Here is a 16,966-nt window from a genome sequence, read left to right as displayed (position 1 = left end):
TACACCCGTACTGGTGGATTTCCCCTCAAAAATAACCCGATCTCGCCTCCAGTCGAAAGTAGTAAAACGATCGTCGGCGAAGCTGTTAGTGTCTGGTTGAATGACTGTTATATCGGTAAAATTCGGAGTTAATATAGCCAGAGTCAATCGGTAAAAGGTCGGATTTTAAATAGACAAAAAATTAAACATAGAGGACAGGGACTAAATCCACTCTATGTTTTAGATAATTTATTCAACTATTAAAATTGAGATCGTAATTATTTAAGATACCGACATTGCCACCAGCATCAAGCCACCAACTAGTACTACGCCAGTAATTCCGATCGCGAGATAATCGCGAGTTAAATTAGTGCTATTAGATTCTGCTACGTACATTTTTGGCTCGGTCGGAAAATTATTGACTCTAGTATCCCCGTCATTGTTAATATAGGGCATAAAATTTACTTATTTATTTGAAAAAAGTTATTAAACTTTTTTCATCATATTACTAAGCGTCGAGAGCGATCCCCGATCGCTCCCAGAACGTAATAAAAATTTGTGTAAAGCCAATTGCGGCTCTACATTTGTTTACTCGATGCCAAATTTGACCGATACCACTGCGGTAATATCTTTATCGATCGAACTAGTATCGTAACTACCACCATTACTTACGTCAGTGGAGTTGCGGGCGGTAATTTGAAACACGCTAGTTTCGGCACTACGGACACCACTAACTCGATTACCAGTAGTTTTAGCAATTGATTCGGCTCTAGCTTTGGCATCTTTGGTAGCTTCAGCTATCATCTCGATTCGCAGTTTGCTTAAATCGTTGTACAGATACGCTGGCGGCTCGGAATTGAGGGGAATGCCTTCATTAATTAGTTCGGTAATTTGCTGAGATAGTTTAGCATATCGCTCGACTTGGTTCGATCGAACTTCTATTTTTTGGCTTAATTTGTAAGCGAGTGTTTTACCTGTTTCTCGTCCGGTAATTGTATTTATTTCGGGAACCGCGACTGTTTCCAGCGATTCTAGCAAAATTTCAGACTCAGGTACTTTTGCCTCTTTAAGATAACTTTGAACTCGACTAATTCGGGCTTTTAGTTCTTGGTAAGCTGCTTGACTAGTCGGCTGTTGACTAGAAAGCGCGATCTTCCAGACTATATAATCAGCTTTAATTGGTTTTTTTGCCGAACCAATAATTATTAAAGCATCATCCACCCGCTTGATATCTCGAATGGCTGCCGCCCAGAGGGATGAGCTAACGATGAGCGCGGCAGATAACAAAGTTAATCCGGCAAATAATTGGGGAAATCGATCTCGAAATCCAGTGCTTTCCATTGCTTGTGCCTCACACACAATAAGTTTTTTCGGCACGATGACAAGTGTCACCAGCCTCAATGCCTACTACCACAGCGCGATCGGCAATTCCTGAAAGTTGTCGAGAAGAAGGGGATGGGAGTGTGGGGAGTGTGGGAGGAAAAACGAAGGAACGCACTTCTAAAGCCTAAAGCCTAAAACCTAAAACCTAAAACCTAATTCAGATGATTATCCAAATCTAGCAAAACGACTTGCTCGATGGGTCGATCGACAATTAGGCGTTGAGCGACACCGCCGGGGATAATGCCATAGACTGCGCTACCATTGCTATAGACGATTTGACCGTCCGCACCGATATCAAAAGCTAACACGCCACTACCGATGACTTTGGGTTCCCGATGGGGGAATTGCTCGATTAATTCCCATGAGCGGGGGACTAGGGATGGCGAATCGGCATCGCCAAATCGGCGATTGCGCTCCATTTCACTACCGACATCTACCAATCGCCCTAAAAATAACATCTGCTGGGAATTAAGCTGCTGTGGGATTTGGGGTAAAGATAATAGCGATTTACCAGTATGACGACGGGTGAAGAAATTTAGCCATTCAAACACGGCGGTGCATAGCCGTGCGGGAATTGAGAGTGCATCTTTGAGAATTTGCGAAAACCGCGCTCGTTGGCGCAGGGAGCTGTATGGGCGGCGAATATAGTATAAAGTGCCATCCGCAGTCATTTGCGGGCTGAGGAGGTCGTATTTGGGGTCGCTAGCGAGGGTAATTACTTCTTGTCTGTCGATATCTAATTGTTCGATCGTCGAATGCTTTTGCTCGACGATATAACCCGCTCCATCGCGCCCGATGCCAGCCGACTGAAACACGACAGCTCGGCGAAAACCGGGAATCCATTTGGGTGCTAAATCGAGCGAGTCGCCTTCGGTTACCTGAGCCAGATGTACGGCGTTTACAGGCATGGTAGCGATATTTGCCGCGCCATCTTTGCCAATTGCCGCACAAGCAATTAATTGGTATTCGGGATGAAAATCGACTCGATCGATCTTAAAATCGGCACTGTGAAATAATCTTTTTTCTCTGGTTTGCTGGCGTGGTGCTGGTGCAGCCGCTCCACCAATATTCGTAGCAGTCACAAACCGTTCGAGCGTAAAAATTCCGCCGACTTCTCCCGCTTCGAGTGTATATAATAGCCGATCGGCACTAGTCGGACAAACCCCTTGAACGGCAACATTGGAGAGATCTGGCTGTCGATCTTGCCCCATTCCGGCTGGCAGAAAATTCGCCACGCTCTTTTGCTTCCAGCCATTGCGCCGCTGCTGTTGGGATTCTCGTTGTTGTACCGCTTGCCCAAACTCACTAATAATAGTCTGGACATTGGCTTGACCCAATTTCAGGTATAGTCTACCTCCAGATAGGTATGCAAAATTAAAACTCATGTGATGTTCGGTAAGCGATGGCTGGTGAGCATTTCAGGTATGACAGTATCCCGACAATCCCTACTCTACTGTTCCCCAAGAATCACCCTAGATCTCATTCCCTTAAAAATTTCTAAAATTTACTCGCAAGCTGAGAATCGAGAGCTAGCGCGGGAATACCCGCTAAGTCGAGAATTTGGGGAATTAAATCTTCACGTTTAACTGCCATCAGATGCACGCCCTGGCACAATTTACTAGCTAACTGCACTTGCTCGGCGGCAATTTTTATCCCTTCTTGTAAAGGTACCGACGATCGCGCCAACCGATCGATAATATGTTGGGGAATCTCGACTCCCGGTACGTTCCGGTTGATAAATTCGGCATTTTTAGCTGACTTGAGTAGAAAAATTCCAGCTAGCACTGGCTTGTGATAACTGCTGGCGATCTGGTGCATGAATTTATCAAAAATATCGAAGTCAGAAATGAGCTGACTCTGAAAAAATTGAGCACCTGCGGCAACTTTTTGCTCGAAGCGTCTTTGCAAACCCGATCGACTTTTAGATTGAGGGTCTACCGCCGCACCTACAAATAAGTTTACAGCCCCATCTGGAAGGGGCTTGTCGTTACCATCGAGACCGCGATTGAGGTTGCCGATGATTTTTAATAATCTGACGGCTTCTAGGTCGAATACGGCTTTGGCTTTGGGATAATCGCCTGCATTAATTGGGTCGCCAGTCAGAGCTAAAATATTGTGGATGCCTAAAGCGTGCGCGCCGAGTAAATCGCCCTGAAGTCCGATCCGATTGCGATCGCGACAAGCAAATTGACACACTGGTTCGATCCCGTGCTGCAACAAAATCAGCGATGCGGCAAATGGCGACATCCGCATCACCGCGCGACTGCCATCGGTAATATTCACCGCATGAACGCGACCTTTAAGACAGTTTGCCATCTGCACCATGTGAGCTATGTCTCCACCTTTGGGAGGGGCAACTTCCGCCGTAATTAGGAACTTACCAGCAGTAGCAGCTTGTCGAAAATCGTTCACGATCGCACTTGGAGACTACAGTTTCTATCATATCGGAAGAGGGGAGTGTGGGGACGGGGGGACGAGGGGACGAGGGAACTGGGAGATTTTGGATTAAGAGGAAACTCCTATCTCCTATCTCCGAACTCCGAACTCCCATCTCCCCGCTCCCCGCTCCCCGCTCCAAACCACTAAATTATTTCCCTTGTAAATTACGTGCTTTATAAAAAGTTTCTAGACTGTTAATGTCGCCGACAAATCGCCAGTGCCAGGGTTCGTAGCTAACTTTTTGAATGTTATCTTTGGGGAAAGATAACTCGAAACTATAAGTGGCGGCGTTCGCTTTGAGCCACTTATAAGCAGGTGTGGTTTCAAAATTTTGATTGAGATTAGTCGCAGGCACAGAGGCATCGCCGACATCGATCGCGTAGCCAGTATGATGTTCGCTATACTTAGGCGGCGCGCTAACTTCAGCCCGTTTAGTCGGTTGTTGACCGCGTGAGGCTCCCACGCCAAAAAACAGGCGTTTTTGATCTTCAACCGATCGAAATGCGGAAATAGTTGTAATATTTACCCCACTCGATCTCGCTGCTGCTACCATCGCTTGAAATTTAGCCGCCGCAGTTTTTCGCAAGCGATAGCCGCCACCAATAGAAACTAATTCGGCATCGTCCGCTTCAGTGTAAGGGAGATGATTTAAGACATTATCGGTATTTTCTTGCGGTCGATCGGCAGTGGTGGCTGGAGTGGTGTTAGGATCGATATTAGGACTAGCAATTGGTGTCGGGATCGATCGATCGCGCGATGTAGTTACTACGAGAAATGCTGCCATCCCTGCCAAAAATAGCCCAATCCCGATGGCAATGCTACCTAACGGCATTGCACTGACAGTTGTGCTGGTAAGGCGATTAGATTGAGTTTTACGACCATCCCGCAAGGCTGCTGGAATATCCTCGGCTTTGTTCAAAGGAGCCGATTTATTTGCCGATCTAGACCGATCTGAGTTACTCAACTGCTGCTTTTAATTGCGACTACCTTGCATTCTGACATAAGTTGACGATTAGCGATAAAAAAAATATTAATCCACGGCAGCCGATCGATCGAACTAGATCGATTAGCAGAATTAGCAATTCTCGCCACCGATGTAGAACCACAGCACAATGGTATTAGTCACGTCAAAATGCAAACATTGGTGCCATTATGCTGATAATAGTTCAATTGGAGCATACCGCTCTAAAATGTTACCAGCCATTCGTTCCCGATCCGATCTTCGAGATAGCTAATCTCAAGGTAACTGGCTATCCCTTAACATTAACGACACTTTCTCTAGGTTTGTGCGGTGTCATTTGCGTGCAGAGCAGTTAACGTGTCGAATTGCACGCCTGAAACGGTTTAACAAAACTTCCTATGTTTGCCAGCCTACCATCAAACTTTCAAGTCCTAATTATCTACAACCCAGCCGCAGGACAGTCGTCCGATCTCAAGTCTACACTCGATCGAGTCGCAAATTTGTGGCGCGATCGGGGGTGGCAAGTCCAAATTGCTGCCACTACCGCTCCTGGCGATGCCACTACTAAGGCTCAACAAGCCGCACGAGCGGGTTATCACGCTGTAATCGCCGCTGGCGGTGATGGCACGGTTAATGAAGTCGTGAATGGCTTAATCGGTACCGCTACGGCTCTGGGCACATTGCCATTAGGTACGGTAAATATTTGGGCGCGAGAAATGGGCTTGTCGATGGATATGCTCAAGGCTGCTGAAAGTATGAGTAAGTCGGAATTGACTCAGATTGACGTTGGCATTGCTGGCAATCGGTATTTTCTGTTGATGGCTGGCATTGGCTTTGATGCGGCGGTAACGGCGAGTATATCTAGTGTAGAGAAAAAACGCTTAGGTGCGATCGCCTATGTCAAACAAGCGATTCAGCTCGCCTGGAATTTTCGCGGCGTGAGTCCAAAATTACGGATCGATGGCAAGCGGGTGCGGGGTAAAATTTTAATGGTAATTATCGGTAACAGTCAACTTTATGGCGGTGTAGTTAAATTTACTGCCAATGCGACGATCGATGATGGATTATTAGATGTGTGCGTAATTAAAGGACAAGGCATGTTGTCGGCTCCCCGACGGTTGATTTCTATTTTTGCCCGTCATTACAATCGCGATCCGCTGGTGCAATATTTCCAGGCGCGACAGATCGAAATTCGCGGCAAACGGGGGAAGGTGCTTCCGGTACAAGTCGATGGAGATTATCTGGGTAAAACACCGATGAATTTTCGGGTGGTGCCTGATAGTCTGTGGATTATGGTACCGCCAAATGCCGACAGATCTTTGTGGCAAACAGCGAGGGGGTAGGGGATGGGGGAGTGGTAAGCTAATACGCATTTAAGTTACATACAATTGGGCGCAAACAGCATACTGTAATGAAATCTGCTTGGCAGATTGAGTGCGTTTTAGCTTAATAAGGTTAGGATCGGCTCATGACCTTTATTAACAGCCTAGATACCGCAGTTTTTCGTCAATTGAACATGGTAATTTTGGTCTAACCGAACCGGATTGGATGGTAGTCGATCGATTTGGGGTAGCAATGCCAGAAGATCGAGAAGTCACTTGGGGTGTTTAGCAAACCAAACCTTTACAAGCGCGATCTGTCGGAGTCAAAATAAAGAGTCAGCAACAAAGAGGATCTAGCAACGTGAGTCAAGAATTTGACTATGATTTGGTAATTATCGGTGCGGGTGTCGGCGGACATGGTGCCGCGCTCCATGCGGTTAGTTGCGGCTTGAAGACAGCAATTATCGAAGCGGGAGATATGGGTGGTACCTGCGTCAATCGCGGTTGTATCCCCTCTAAAGCACTCCTAGCTGCTTCAGGTAGAGTCCGCGAAATGCGGAATGCTCATCATCTCAAAGCGATGGGGATTCAGGTAGATAATGTTAGTTTCGATCGTGCGGGAATTGCCGCTCATGCTAGCAATCTGGTTACCAAGCTGCGTGGGGATTTGACGAATAGCTTAACCCGATTGAATGTCGAAGTGATTCGTGGTTGGGGTAAGGTGGTTGCAGCGCAAAAAGTAAGCGTAACTACCCCTGAAGGCGAGAAATTTATTACCGCCAAAGATGTGATGATTTCTTCGGGTTCGATTCCGTTTGTCCCCCCAGGTATTGAAGTCGATGGCAAGACGGTATTTACCAGCGACGATGCGATTAAATTAGAGACAATCCCCCAATGGATTGCAATTATTGGTAGCGGTTACATTGGGTTAGAATTCTCTGATGTATATACCGCCTTGGGTTCGGAAGTAACGATGATCGAATTCTTCGACCAGTTAATGCCGGGATTCGACACTGATATTGCGAAACTTGCCAAACGGATTTTAATCGATCCGCGCGATATTGAAGCTCGATCGAGCCTACTTGCCAAACGGGTAATTCCTGGTTCGCCAGTCGTCATCGAACTCGCCGATGCGAAAACTAAAGAAGTCGTCGAGATCTTAGAGGTCGATGCTTGCCTCGTAGCGACGGGTCGGATTCCCGATACCAAAAACCTCAATCTCGAAGCTGTTGGGGTCGCCCTCGACCGCCGAGGCTTCATTCCGGTGAATGATAAGCTAGAGGTCTTAATCGATGGCGAACCCGTGCCGCACCTCTGGGCGATCGGCGATGCAACGGGTAAGATGATGTTGGCTCATGCTGCATCCGCACAGGGAATTGTCGCTGTTGAAAATATCTGCGGTCGATCGAAAGAAGTCGATTATCAGAGCATTCCAGCAGCGGCGTTTACTCATCCCGAAATTAGTTTCGTGGGGATGACGGAAACCCAAGCGAAGGAAGCAGGAACGGCTGGTGGTTTTGAAGTAACAGCGGTGCGGAGTTATTTTAAAGGTAACTCAAAAGCGATCGCCGAAGGTGAAGCCGATGGGATGGCAAAAGTGATCTATCGCAAGGATACTGGCGAGGTATTGGGGACTCATATTATCGGTCTGCACGCAGCGGATCTGATTCATGAGGCTTCTAATGCGATCGCACAGCGCAATTCGGTGCAGAATCTAGCAACATACGTTCACGCTCATCCTACTTTGTCTGAGGTATTGGATGAAGCCTACAAACGTGCTGCGGGGGTTCATTAATTAGGCGATAAGGAACCGAAAACATATTTATTGACAAATAGATCGAGTGTTTATAACATATACATTATAAGCACTCGATTTCATTATGTCCGATTGGTCTGTTGAGTTTTATGCAGATGCCGATGGCGATTCCCCTGTTCTGGATTGGTATGAATCTTTAGATGAAAAAACCACAGCAAAGCTAATTTGGATCTTTCAACTGTTAGAAACTAATGGTATCGAACTAGGAATGCCTTATATCAAGCCTCTGGGAGATAAGCTGTATGAAATCAGAGCCGATGTAAATCGCAATGCTTTTCGAGTGGTCTTTCTAGAGCGCAATATTGAATCTACAGATTTAGAACAAGAGGATTAAAATATATGCCTGCCAAAACAATTCCACTTGCCGAAGTAACCGCCAAAAGTCTGAGCGATCCCGCAGTTAGACAAGAATATGAAGCACTAAGAGAAGAGTTTCAGATTGCCCAGCTAATTATCGATATGCGAAAGGCAGCTAAATTAACGCAACAAGAACTAGCAAATCGCACTGGTATCAAGCAACCGCAGTTAGCCAGAATCGAGACAGGAGCGCAGATGCCGCGATTAGATACTTTGGCAAACTTGGCAAAAGAGGCTGGTTATGATGTGGAGATTCATTTGATTCCCAAATCTCCAAGTGTCGATAATAATGAAATACTTTCGATCGCAGTTACAGCGTCTACTTAATCTCTGATGTCACAGAGCACGTATTTACCCGATCGCACTTTGAATACCTCCAGTTTTTGGGTATTTTAAGATTGATGGGATATGGGAGGATCGATCGTGACCGAAGTAGAGTTAGCAAAAATACTTGAGAAGGCGGGAATCTATGGATATAAAAAACTAAGGTTGGTAGATAATGAACTTACCAGTTTGCCAGAAAGTATTGGATCTCTATCTAACCTCAACATTCTATATCTACGGAAAAATCAACTTGCCAGCCTACCAGAAAGCATTAGCAATCTCACTAATTTAAGTATTTTAGATCTAGGGGACAATCAATTTAGCTATCTACCAGAAAGTATCTTTAATCTTGCTAATTTAAAAAGTTTAAATGTAATTAACAGCCAACTCACCGATCTCCCTACAAGTATTGTTAATTTCTCTAACTTGACTGAATTACAGCTAGACAAAAATCCTTTAAGCGATTTGTCGATTTTGCAAGATTTACCAAAACTAGTGGATGTTCTATTTTTTGGTACTTGGCTTCCTCGTCAATACTGGACAAAGTTGAGTGAATGGAAATCTGAGTGGATATTGGAGGAAGAAAATGTCACAATTAAAAACATATTAATTCAGCAGATTGGGTACGAAAGAATTTGCGAGGAATTAAATGCTATGGAGCTAGATAGTTGGAGAGAATATACATTGCTTGAAATTGATGATATCGATCGAGTTTACGTTCGAGAGATTGCAGCACCAATAATCTTACTCAAGATGACTTGTCCATCGACGGGACATATTCATATCCTGCGCGTACCGCCAGAAATGACTAGTGCCGAAGCCGCAATTACCTGGGTAAATCATGGCATTCATCCTGACAAATTTGCCGTGCAAACATGAATCAGTAATTAGCGCAGAAGATCCCCGACTTCTCAAAGAAGTCGGGGATCTAAACCCCACGACAAGCTAATTCAATCGATTAACTTTCTTGCATCACGATTGTTGCAGGTAAGCGACTGAAAGCCAGATGATCGTTTTGGACTTCGACAAAAATCGTATCGCCCTCTTTAAAGTCACCGCGTAAAATACCTTTAGCAATAATTGTTTCCAACTCTTTTTGGATCGTCCGTTTGAGCGGTCGCGCCCCATATACTGGGTCATAACCGACGTTGGCGATAAAATCGAGCGCAGATTCGGCTAATTTAAGCGATAATTTACGATCGGCTAATCGTTTTTCTAAGCGGGCAACTTGGATTTTAACGATGCTCCGCAGTTGCGATTTTTGGAGGCTGTGGAAGATAATGGTATCGTCGATCCGGTTGAGGAATTCAGGGCGAAAATTATGACCGAGAGCTTCTAAAACGCGAGCTTTCATCTCATCGTATTTAGAGTCATCGCCAGCAAGATCGAGAATATATTGAGAACCAATATTACTGGTCATAATAATTACGGTATTCTTGAAATCTACCGTCCGACCTTGTGAATCGGTGACTCGTCCGTCGTCGAGGACTTGTAGTAAAACGTTAAACACATCGGGATGCGCTTTTTCGATTTCATCGAATAGAATTACCGCATAGGGACGACGGCGGATGCTTTCGGTGAGTTGTCCGCCTTCTTCATAGCCAACGTAGCCGGGAGGCGCGCCAATCAACCGGGAGACGGCATGTTTCTCCATATATTCGGACATATCGATGCGAATTAGAGCCTCATCTGCATCGAAAAGGTAGTTGGCGAGGGTTTTCGCCAATTCGGTTTTACCCACTCCTGTGGGGCCGAGGAAGATGAAGCTGGCGATGGGTCGGTTGGGGTCGGAGAGTCCCGCGCGCGACCGCTGGATGGCTTCAGCGACGGCGGTGACGGCTTCTTCTTGCCCGATGACGCGGCGGTGCAGTTCGTCTTCGAGGTGGAGGAGTTTTTCTCGTTCGGTTTCGACTAATTTTGTCAGGGGAATTCCCGTCCATTTGGAGATAATTTCGGCGATGTCGGCTTCGGTGACTTCTTCGCGAAGTAGGGATTTCCCGGTGGTTTGAAATTGAGCGAGGTTGACTTCGGCGGCTTCAAGTTTGCGGTGTAGTTCGATGAGTTTGCCATACTTGAGTGCTGAAGCCAATGCTTGATCGTAAATTCGTTCGGCTTGTTGTAGCTCGATATTGACGGAATCAATTTCTTCTTTGATGGTTTGGATGTCAGTTATCACATCTTTTTCTGACTGCCATTGGGCGGTAAATGTGTGCTGCTCTTCTTTAAGATCTCCGAGTTCTTTTTCGATTTTTTGAAGACGTTCGCGGGCAGATGTCGATGTGTCTTTATTAACTGATAATCGCTCCATTTCAAGTTGAAGAATTTTGCGATCGATCTCATCGAGTTCTTCCGGTTTAGAGGTAATCTCCATTTTAAGACGAGCGGCTGCTTCATCCATCAGATCGATCGCTTTATCTGGTAAAAACCGATCGCTAATATAACGTGTCGATAATGTTGCCGCAGCTACTAGCGCATTATCCGAAATTTTGACACCATGATGCACTTCATAGCGTTCTTTTAAGCCGCGTAAAATTGAGATCGTATCTTCGACACTCGGTTGATCGACATATACTTGTTGAAACCGCCGTTCTAAAGCCGCATCTTTTTCAATATACTTCCGATATTCATCGAGGGTAGTCGCACCGATACAGCGCAGCTCACCCCGTGCCATCATGGGTTTAAGCAAGTTACCTGCGTCCATTGCGCCTTGGGTAGCACCCGCACCGACAACGGTATGAATTTCATCGATAAATAAGATAATTTGTCCTTGCGATTCGGTGACTTCTTTGAGGACGGCTTTGAGTCTTTCTTCAAATTCGCCGCGATATTTTGCTCCGGCAATGAGGGCACCCATGTCGAGGGAAATTAACGTCCGATCTTTGAGTGATTGCGGTACGTCGCCGTTAATAATTCGTTGTGCTAAACCCTCGACAATCGCAGTTTTACCGACACCAGGTTCGCCGATTAAGACAGGATTATTTTTAGTTCGACGGGATAAGATTTGGATCGTCCGCCGAATTTCGTCATCGCGTCCAATCACCGGGTCGAGTTTACCACGACGTGCAAAGTCAGTCAGATCTCGTCCATATTTAGACAGAGATTCATATTTACCTTCAGGATTTTTGTCATTCACTTTTTGACTGCCCCGAACTTGAGAAATTATTGTCTTTAGTTTGCTTTCTTCTAATTTAAAATCGATAAATAACTGCTTGCCAAAGCGATCGTCTTGCGGATATGCTGATAATATATGCTCGATCGAAATGTAGTCATCTTTATATTCTTTGCGATACTTCTCCGCTCGATCGAGTAAGGTATCGACACTCCGCCCCAAATAAACCGAGCCAATCGTTCCCGATATCTTAGGTTGCTTCTGGATAAAGTTTTCCAGCTCTTGACGAAATTGACTGAGATTTACACCCGCCTTGGAGAGGATACTAGTTGCCAAGCCATCTTGCTCTAGCAGTGCTTTGAGCAAATGCTCTGACTCCATTTGCTGCTGCTGACAAGCCTTCGCCACATCCATAGTGCTGGTAATTGCCTGCCAAGCTTTGTCGGTAAATAAATCGGGATTGTTAGGTTGCATAATGCTACGGGGAATAAAATTTTTATATAAGTAACGTCGATAAGGATTTCTCTTCACGCTGGCTACTTTCTCATTGTAGTCAGTTCGATCGTCCGACTGGGATCGGTATTTACGACGATCGATCTCCCATCATCGACTAGAGCAGATTTTCCCGCTCGGTTGCGACTAATTGCGCCAGGGGAATTCCCGTCCATTGGGCGATGATTTCGATGATGTCGGCTGCGGTGACTTCTTCGCGGAGCAGGGATTTCCCAGTGGTTTGAGATCGAGCGAGTTTTGTTTCCGCAGTTTCGAGTGTGCGGTGCAGCTCCATGAGGTTGCCATACTTGAGTTCGGCAGCTAGATTGAGATCGAAGTCGCGTTCGGCTTGCTGGAGTCTAATATTCATTGCATTAATTTCTGCTTTAATGGTTTGAATACCCGCGATCGTATCTTTTTCTGACTGCCATTGGGCGGTGACGGTGCATTGTTTTTCCTTGAGATCTCTGAGTTCTCGTTCGATCTTTTGGAGGCATTCGCGGGCAGATGTAGAGGTGTCTTTATTAACTGATAACCGTTCCATTTCTAATTGCAATATTTTACAATCTATCTCATCGATATCTTCCGGTTTAGAGGTGATTTCCATCGCAAATTTTGCGGCTGCTTCATCGATTAGATCGATCGCTTTGTCTGGTAAAAATCTGTTACTGAGATAACGCGTCGATAATGTTGCTGCTGCGACTAGCGCATTGTCAGAAATTTTGACCCCATGATGCAATTCATATCGCTCTTTTAAACCGCGCAAAATCGAGATCGTATCTTCGACGCTAGGTGGTTCGACAACCACTTGTTGAAAGCAATGTTTTAGAGCTGGATCTGCTTCAATATACTGGTGATATTCATTGCGGGTTGTGGTGCCAATGCAATGTAGATCTTCACGAATTATCGTGTTTCTAAGCAACCTTCCCACCTCTATTGAGACTTGGGTGGCACCTGCCCCAACGACGGTATGAATTTCGTCAATAATGAAGATAGTTTGCCCGTGAGATCCGATCGCTGATTGGAGGACAGATTTGAGTCTTTCTTCAAATTCATTGAGATATTGTATATTCGTAATTAAGGCACCTATATCGAGAGAAATTAATTGAGAATTTTTCAGAGATTGAGGTACTTCACCTGTGACAATTCGTTGTGCTAAACCTGCTATGATTGCAGACTTGCCGACACCATGTTCGCCGATTAACAGGAGATTGTTTTTAGTCAGTCGGGATAATATTTGAATCGTGCGGCGAATTTCATTATCGCGTCCGAAAACTAAATCTAGTATGCCTAGACGGGCAAGTTCGGTAAGATTCCGTCCATATTGAGACAGCGATTCGGATCGATCTTCAGGATTTAGATCGTTAACTTTTTGACTGCCACGAACTTGAAAAACTATCGATTTTAATTTCCTTTCTTCTAAGCTGACAGTTTTGAATAACTGTTTGCCAAAGCGATCGTCTTGAGGATATGCTAATAGTAAGTGTTCGATCGAAATGTAGTCATCTTTATATTCTTTGCGATATTTCTCAGCTCGATCGAGTAAGGTATCGACACTCCGCCCCAAATAAACCGAGCCAATCTTCCCCGATATCTTAGGTTGCTTCTGGATAAAGCTTTCCAGCTCTTGGCGAAATTGACTGAGATTTACACCTGCATTGGAAAGAATACTAGTTGCCAATCCATCCTGCTCTAGCAGTGCTTTGAGCAGATGCTCTGATTCCATTACCTGATGCTGACAAGCCTTAGTCACATCCATAGTGATAACAATTGCCTGCCAAGCTTTGTCGGTAAATAAATCGGGATTGTTAGGTTGCATAATGCTACCGGGAATAAAATTTTTAGATAAGTAACGTCGATCGAGATTTTTCTTCACGATCGCTACTCTCTCATTGTAGTCAGTTCGATCGTCTGACTGGGATCGGTATTTACGATAACCTGACTGGGTATTTCCGAAAATAATTTGTGCGATCGAGCTACTTATTTTCCATAATTCTTGGTAACAATATAGACATAGGTCGATTCGCAACTTCCCTGCTAAACCATGAACTCCAACAGCCAACCGCAACCAGATCCAGCCCCAGCAATCACTCCAGAGCGGATCGATCGAGATTTAGCCAGTCAAATTTTATGTCAACATTGCTTGCGGACGGCAAGCAACGGCATTAAATGTAAAGGGCTATGTGTCGCTGATAGCGATTATTAGCTGGCGGAGATCGGGTAATAACGATCGCGCATTCGATCGCAATATGCGACGATATTATTTAATTGTCGCGCTCGTTCTTTGAGGGGGGAATCGAATGGCGACCCCAAAATATTTGCTAAAATGCCATAAGCAGAGGCATCGAGCGTAGTTGGATTGCCCATCTCGGTCTTATAAACTGGCTCGAAGGGCAGATCCATCATCCGCAGATAGGTTTCCAATTTAAGACAAAAACTGCTGGCATTGGGCAACCCAAACGCCGGAGCAAATTGATAAAGCTTAATTGTCATATCGATTTAAGCTAGATTGACATCAGATCGATCGAACCGATCGACTCAATTATAGAACATAACAACTACTCGCGATCGATCCTGAAATATTTTTAGAACATCTATTAAATTAATTGAGAATTGAGAATTGGGTTGTTAGGGTGGGGATTTTAACCCCTGCGTCTTGTTAAACACAGTAACTTAGCTCACAGCTTGCACGAGTAAGAAAACTATTCACTAAAACACTAGTAACTTTGCTTTAATACAAGAAGTAATTTAGCCAACCAGTCGATAAAACCAACTTTCCATCACATTTCCCCACGCCGACTGCGAAAATATCGTTTCCGCCGCGTGACGACAATCAGCTCGATCGATTTCAGGCAGTCGATCGATCGCGGCTACTAAGCCCTCGATACTGTCTGGTTCGACCAAAAACCCCGTTTTACCATCCGCGATAATTTCAGCAGGCCCCCCGCGCCGATAAGCGACGACTGGAACGCCACAAGCTAGAGCTTCAATTGCCACATTCCCAAAAGCTTCCACCCAGCGCGGTGTCATTAATAATCCCCGACAGGTGCGAAGGGCTTGTTGTAACTCATAAGTGGGGAGAAATCCCAGATATTCGATCGGTGCGTCGGGATAATCGCGATTAATTTGCTCCCAATAGGCAACATCTTGAATCTTGCCCATAATTTTGAGATTCAGCCCCGTGCGCTGGGCGGCGGCGACGGCATCTTCGAGAGCTTTTTCAGGCGAAATCCGTCCCAGCCAAGCTAGAGCCGCTTCAGGAGCAGCACAGTACTCATACACGCTGGGATCGACACCACTACCGCCTACGATGCAACAGGCATCGCCGAATTTAAATGTTTCCGCCTGGGTGCGGGTACAAACGCCGATCGTCCCAGGATAATCGATCGCGACGCGTTCGATCGCTAAGTCGATCGCGGCAATTTGCGAACCCATACTGACAAAATGCGCGATCGGTCGATCGAAGAAGGGCGTGAGATAAAATGGCAGCCAATCGAAAGCTGTATTAAAAATGATGTCATAATCGTGTTGGATCGTTCTGGCTGTTGCCCACATATTCGCCAATACCGGATCGCTAGGCATCACGATCGAAGCCGATAGTTCCTGGGTTTGAGCGGTAAGTTGGAGCGATCCGGGGATTTGGATAATTGCTAAATCGCCTAATTGAGAACCCGCAGGCGCAACGATCTCAATTATATGTCCCCGCGATTGCAGTTCGCGGGCGAGATTGGCGATCGTCAGTTCGACACCGCCACCCAAGCCAGAACCCAATGCACCTACAGGTGTTGACAGAATGAGAATTTTTAGTCGATTGGGGGTGGCGGAGATATTCAAAGCAACGAACACTGGGGTTGATGCTCTTAATTTTACCGGAAATTCGATCGATCCCTCTTTTCGCTATTCACTATCCACTATTCACTATCCACTATTCACTATCCACTAAATACTAGTAACTGCGCTCCAATGCAAGATGTGAGTAAAATTATGACAATCGATAAGATCCGAATCTAACGCCAACTTGCTATGAGCGAAACTATCTTCAGTAAAATCATCCGCAAAGAAATCCCCGCCGATATCGTTTATGAAGACGATCTCGCCTTGGCGTTCCGCGATGTGCAGCCCCAAGCACCAGTACATATCTTAATTATCCCCAAACAACCGATCGTCTCGATCGCCCAAGCCACCGATGCGGATGCAGATTTACTCGGTCATTTATTGTTAACAGTTAAGAGAGTAGCCACTCAGGAAGGATTAGAAAACGGCTATCGGGTAGTCATCAATACGGGTGAAGATGGCGGTCAGACTGTATTTCACCTTCATTTACACTTACTGGGCAAGCGATCGATGACTTGGCCGCCGGGATAAATAATTGAATGTAAACTTTCTCATTTATCATCGAACGGATCGAACGGATTACCGCCACATATAGGTTAAGTCCTCGATCCCCAGCTAGAATACCTGAAAACCTAGCTAGTTTCGATCGCTCCCAAATATTAAGAGATTGTTAAGCCCCTTTACAAATAGAAATAAACCCTCTAATATTAAAAGCATAGGGGTTAAGCAATTAACACCGCACCTTGAAAATTCATAGCAATCATAAACAAATGACCACTACCTTACAACGCCGCGAAAGCGCAAATGTATGGGAAAGATTTTGTAGCTGGATCGCATCCACTGAAAACCGGATTTACATCGGTTGGTTCGGTGTACTGATGGTTCCTACACTTCTTTCTGCAACAATCTGTTTCATCATCGCTTTCATCGCTGCTCCCCCAGTGGACATC

The 16,966-nt window shown here is 45.4% G+C and carries 16 protein-coding genes and 2 pseudogenes; 9 read left to right on the top strand and 9 right to left on the bottom strand.

The window, feature by feature from the left end:
• Nucleotides 1-261: 261 nt before the first annotated feature.
• From psb34 to RMO79_RS12425, 5 genes are all read right to left on the bottom strand, one after another.
• The gene (psb34, locus tag RMO79_RS12445) at nucleotides 262-435 is read right to left on the bottom strand and encodes a photosystem II assembly protein Psb34 (RefSeq protein WP_310483481.1); all 174 of its coding nucleotides are present in this window, start codon (nucleotides 433-435) and stop codon (nucleotides 262-264) included.
• 132 nt (nucleotides 436-567) lie between these two features.
• Nucleotides 568-1,320, bottom strand: coding sequence for an SIMPL domain-containing protein (locus tag RMO79_RS12440; RefSeq protein WP_396136584.1), 753 nt, complete (start codon nucleotides 1,318-1,320; stop codon nucleotides 568-570).
• A gap of 194 nt (nucleotides 1,321-1,514) precedes the next feature.
• Nucleotides 1,515-2,747 (bottom strand): hypothetical protein, encoded by a 1,233-nt coding sequence (locus RMO79_RS12435; protein WP_310483479.1) that lies wholly within the window; start codon nucleotides 2,745-2,747, stop codon nucleotides 1,515-1,517.
• Between the two features lie 112 nt (nucleotides 2,748-2,859).
• Entirely contained in the window at nucleotides 2,860-3,774 is a 915-nt protein-coding gene (locus tag RMO79_RS12430; protein ID WP_310483478.1) for a methylenetetrahydrofolate reductase, read from the bottom strand.
• A gap of 175 nt (nucleotides 3,775-3,949) precedes the next feature.
• Nucleotides 3,950-4,765 carry a M15 family metallopeptidase gene (locus tag RMO79_RS12425; RefSeq protein ID WP_310483477.1) on the bottom strand — a complete coding sequence of 272 codons (816 nt, stop codon included), beginning with the start codon at nucleotides 4,763-4,765 and terminating at the stop codon, nucleotides 3,950-3,952.
• A 188-nt stretch (nucleotides 4,766-4,953) separates the two neighbouring features.
• Between RMO79_RS12425 and RMO79_RS12420 the strand changes: the two genes are divergently transcribed.
• From RMO79_RS12420 to RMO79_RS12395, 6 genes are all read left to right on the top strand, one after another.
• On the top strand, nucleotides 4,954-5,118 hold the full coding sequence (locus RMO79_RS12420) for a hypothetical protein (RefSeq protein ID WP_310483476.1): 165 nt from the start codon (nucleotides 4,954-4,956) through the stop codon (nucleotides 5,116-5,118).
• A 42-nt stretch (nucleotides 5,119-5,160) separates the two neighbouring features.
• The gene (locus tag RMO79_RS12415) at nucleotides 5,161-6,105 is read left to right on the top strand and encodes a diacylglycerol kinase family lipid kinase (RefSeq protein ID WP_310483475.1); all 945 of its coding nucleotides are present in this window, start codon (nucleotides 5,161-5,163) and stop codon (nucleotides 6,103-6,105) included.
• Nucleotides 6,106-6,445: 340 nt separating this feature from the next.
• Nucleotides 6,446-7,879: a dihydrolipoyl dehydrogenase gene (lpdA, locus tag RMO79_RS12410; RefSeq protein ID WP_310483474.1), complete on the top strand. Its 1,434-nt coding sequence runs from the start codon at nucleotides 6,446-6,448 to the stop codon at nucleotides 7,877-7,879.
• Nucleotides 7,880-7,964: 85 nt separating this feature from the next.
• Nucleotides 7,965-8,234, top strand: a complete 270-nt coding sequence (locus tag RMO79_RS12405; RefSeq protein ID WP_310483473.1) for a type II toxin-antitoxin system RelE/ParE family toxin — start codon at nucleotides 7,965-7,967, stop codon at nucleotides 8,232-8,234.
• A 5-nt stretch (nucleotides 8,235-8,239) separates the two neighbouring features.
• The gene (locus RMO79_RS12400) at nucleotides 8,240-8,584 is read left to right on the top strand and encodes a helix-turn-helix transcriptional regulator (RefSeq protein ID WP_310483472.1); all 345 of its coding nucleotides are present in this window, start codon (nucleotides 8,240-8,242) and stop codon (nucleotides 8,582-8,584) included.
• A gap of 96 nt (nucleotides 8,585-8,680) precedes the next feature.
• Nucleotides 8,681-9,460 (top strand): leucine-rich repeat domain-containing protein, encoded by a 780-nt coding sequence (locus RMO79_RS12395; RefSeq protein WP_310483471.1) that lies wholly within the window; start codon nucleotides 8,681-8,683, stop codon nucleotides 9,458-9,460.
• Between the two features lie 79 nt (nucleotides 9,461-9,539).
• Here the strand turns inward: RMO79_RS12395 and clpB are convergent, their stop codons facing one another.
• A complete protein-coding gene (gene clpB / locus RMO79_RS12390; RefSeq protein ID WP_310483470.1) occupies nucleotides 9,540-12,164 on the bottom strand; it encodes an ATP-dependent chaperone ClpB in 2,625 nt (874 codons plus the stop codon).
• Between the two features lie 139 nt (nucleotides 12,165-12,303).
• Nucleotides 12,304-14,001 (bottom strand): annotated as a pseudogene (locus RMO79_RS12385) (Clp protease N-terminal domain-containing protein); the annotation flags it as partial.
• A 225-nt stretch (nucleotides 14,002-14,226) separates the two neighbouring features.
• On the opposite strand from RMO79_RS12385, the gene RMO79_RS12380 reads away from it, so the two are divergent.
• On the top strand, nucleotides 14,227-14,388 hold the full coding sequence (locus RMO79_RS12380; protein ID WP_310483469.1) for a hypothetical protein: 162 nt from the start codon (nucleotides 14,227-14,229) through the stop codon (nucleotides 14,386-14,388).
• On the opposite strand, the gene RMO79_RS12375 is transcribed toward RMO79_RS12380, so the two are convergent.
• Nucleotides 14,385-14,675, bottom strand: a complete 291-nt coding sequence (locus RMO79_RS12375; RefSeq protein WP_310483468.1) for a glutathione S-transferase C-terminal domain-containing protein — start codon at nucleotides 14,673-14,675, stop codon at nucleotides 14,385-14,387. The two genes, RMO79_RS12380 and RMO79_RS12375, sit on opposite strands and share 4 nt — an antisense overlap.
• A gap of 255 nt (nucleotides 14,676-14,930) precedes the next feature.
• On the bottom strand, nucleotides 14,931-16,028 hold the full coding sequence (locus RMO79_RS12370; protein WP_310483467.1) for a glycosyltransferase family 4 protein: 1,098 nt from the start codon (nucleotides 16,026-16,028) through the stop codon (nucleotides 14,931-14,933).
• 177 nt (nucleotides 16,029-16,205) lie between these two features.
• Between RMO79_RS12370 and RMO79_RS12365 the strand changes: the two genes are divergently transcribed.
• Nucleotides 16,206-16,547, top strand: coding sequence for a histidine triad nucleotide-binding protein (locus tag RMO79_RS12365; RefSeq protein WP_310483466.1), 342 nt, complete (start codon nucleotides 16,206-16,208; stop codon nucleotides 16,545-16,547).
• 239 nt (nucleotides 16,548-16,786) lie between these two features.
• Nucleotides 16,787-16,966: pseudogene (locus RMO79_RS12360) on the top strand (photosystem II q(b) protein); the annotation flags it as partial.

The organism is Chamaesiphon sp. VAR_48_metabat_403, assembly GCF_031422475.1.
GTDB lineage: Bacteria > Cyanobacteriota > Cyanobacteriia > Cyanobacteriales > Chamaesiphonaceae > Chamaesiphon.
This window is presented reverse-complemented; position numbering and strand designations above follow the sequence as displayed.

Bases quoted from the DNA above. Each gene is read 5' to 3' on its own strand.
- psb34 (WP_310483481.1), bottom strand. From the start codon at position 435: ATGCCCTATATTAACAATGACGGGGATACTAGAGTCAATAATTTTCCG.
- RMO79_RS12440 (WP_396136584.1), bottom strand. From the start codon at position 1,320: ATGGAAAGCACTGGATTTCGAGATCGATTTCCCCAATTATTTGCCGGA.
- RMO79_RS12435 (WP_310483479.1), bottom strand. From the start codon at position 2,747: ATGAGTTTTAATTTTGCATACCTATCTGGAGGTAGACTATACCTGAAA.
- RMO79_RS12420 (WP_310483476.1), top strand. From the start codon at position 4,954: ATGCTGATAATAGTTCAATTGGAGCATACCGCTCTAAAATGTTACCAG.
- RMO79_RS12415 (WP_310483475.1), top strand. From the start codon at position 5,161: ATGTTTGCCAGCCTACCATCAAACTTTCAAGTCCTAATTATCTACAAC.
- RMO79_RS12405 (WP_310483473.1), top strand. From the start codon at position 7,965: ATGTCCGATTGGTCTGTTGAGTTTTATGCAGATGCCGATGGCGATTCC.
- RMO79_RS12400 (WP_310483472.1), top strand. From the start codon at position 8,240: ATGCCTGCCAAAACAATTCCACTTGCCGAAGTAACCGCCAAAAGTCTG.
- clpB (WP_310483470.1), bottom strand. From the start codon at position 12,164: ATGCAACCTAACAATCCCGATTTATTTACCGACAAAGCTTGGCAGGCA.
- RMO79_RS12380 (WP_310483469.1), top strand. From the start codon at position 14,227: ATGAACTCCAACAGCCAACCGCAACCAGATCCAGCCCCAGCAATCACT.
- RMO79_RS12375 (WP_310483468.1), bottom strand. From the start codon at position 14,675: ATGACAATTAAGCTTTATCAATTTGCTCCGGCGTTTGGGTTGCCCAAT.
- RMO79_RS12365 (WP_310483466.1), top strand. From the start codon at position 16,206: ATGAGCGAAACTATCTTCAGTAAAATCATCCGCAAAGAAATCCCCGCC.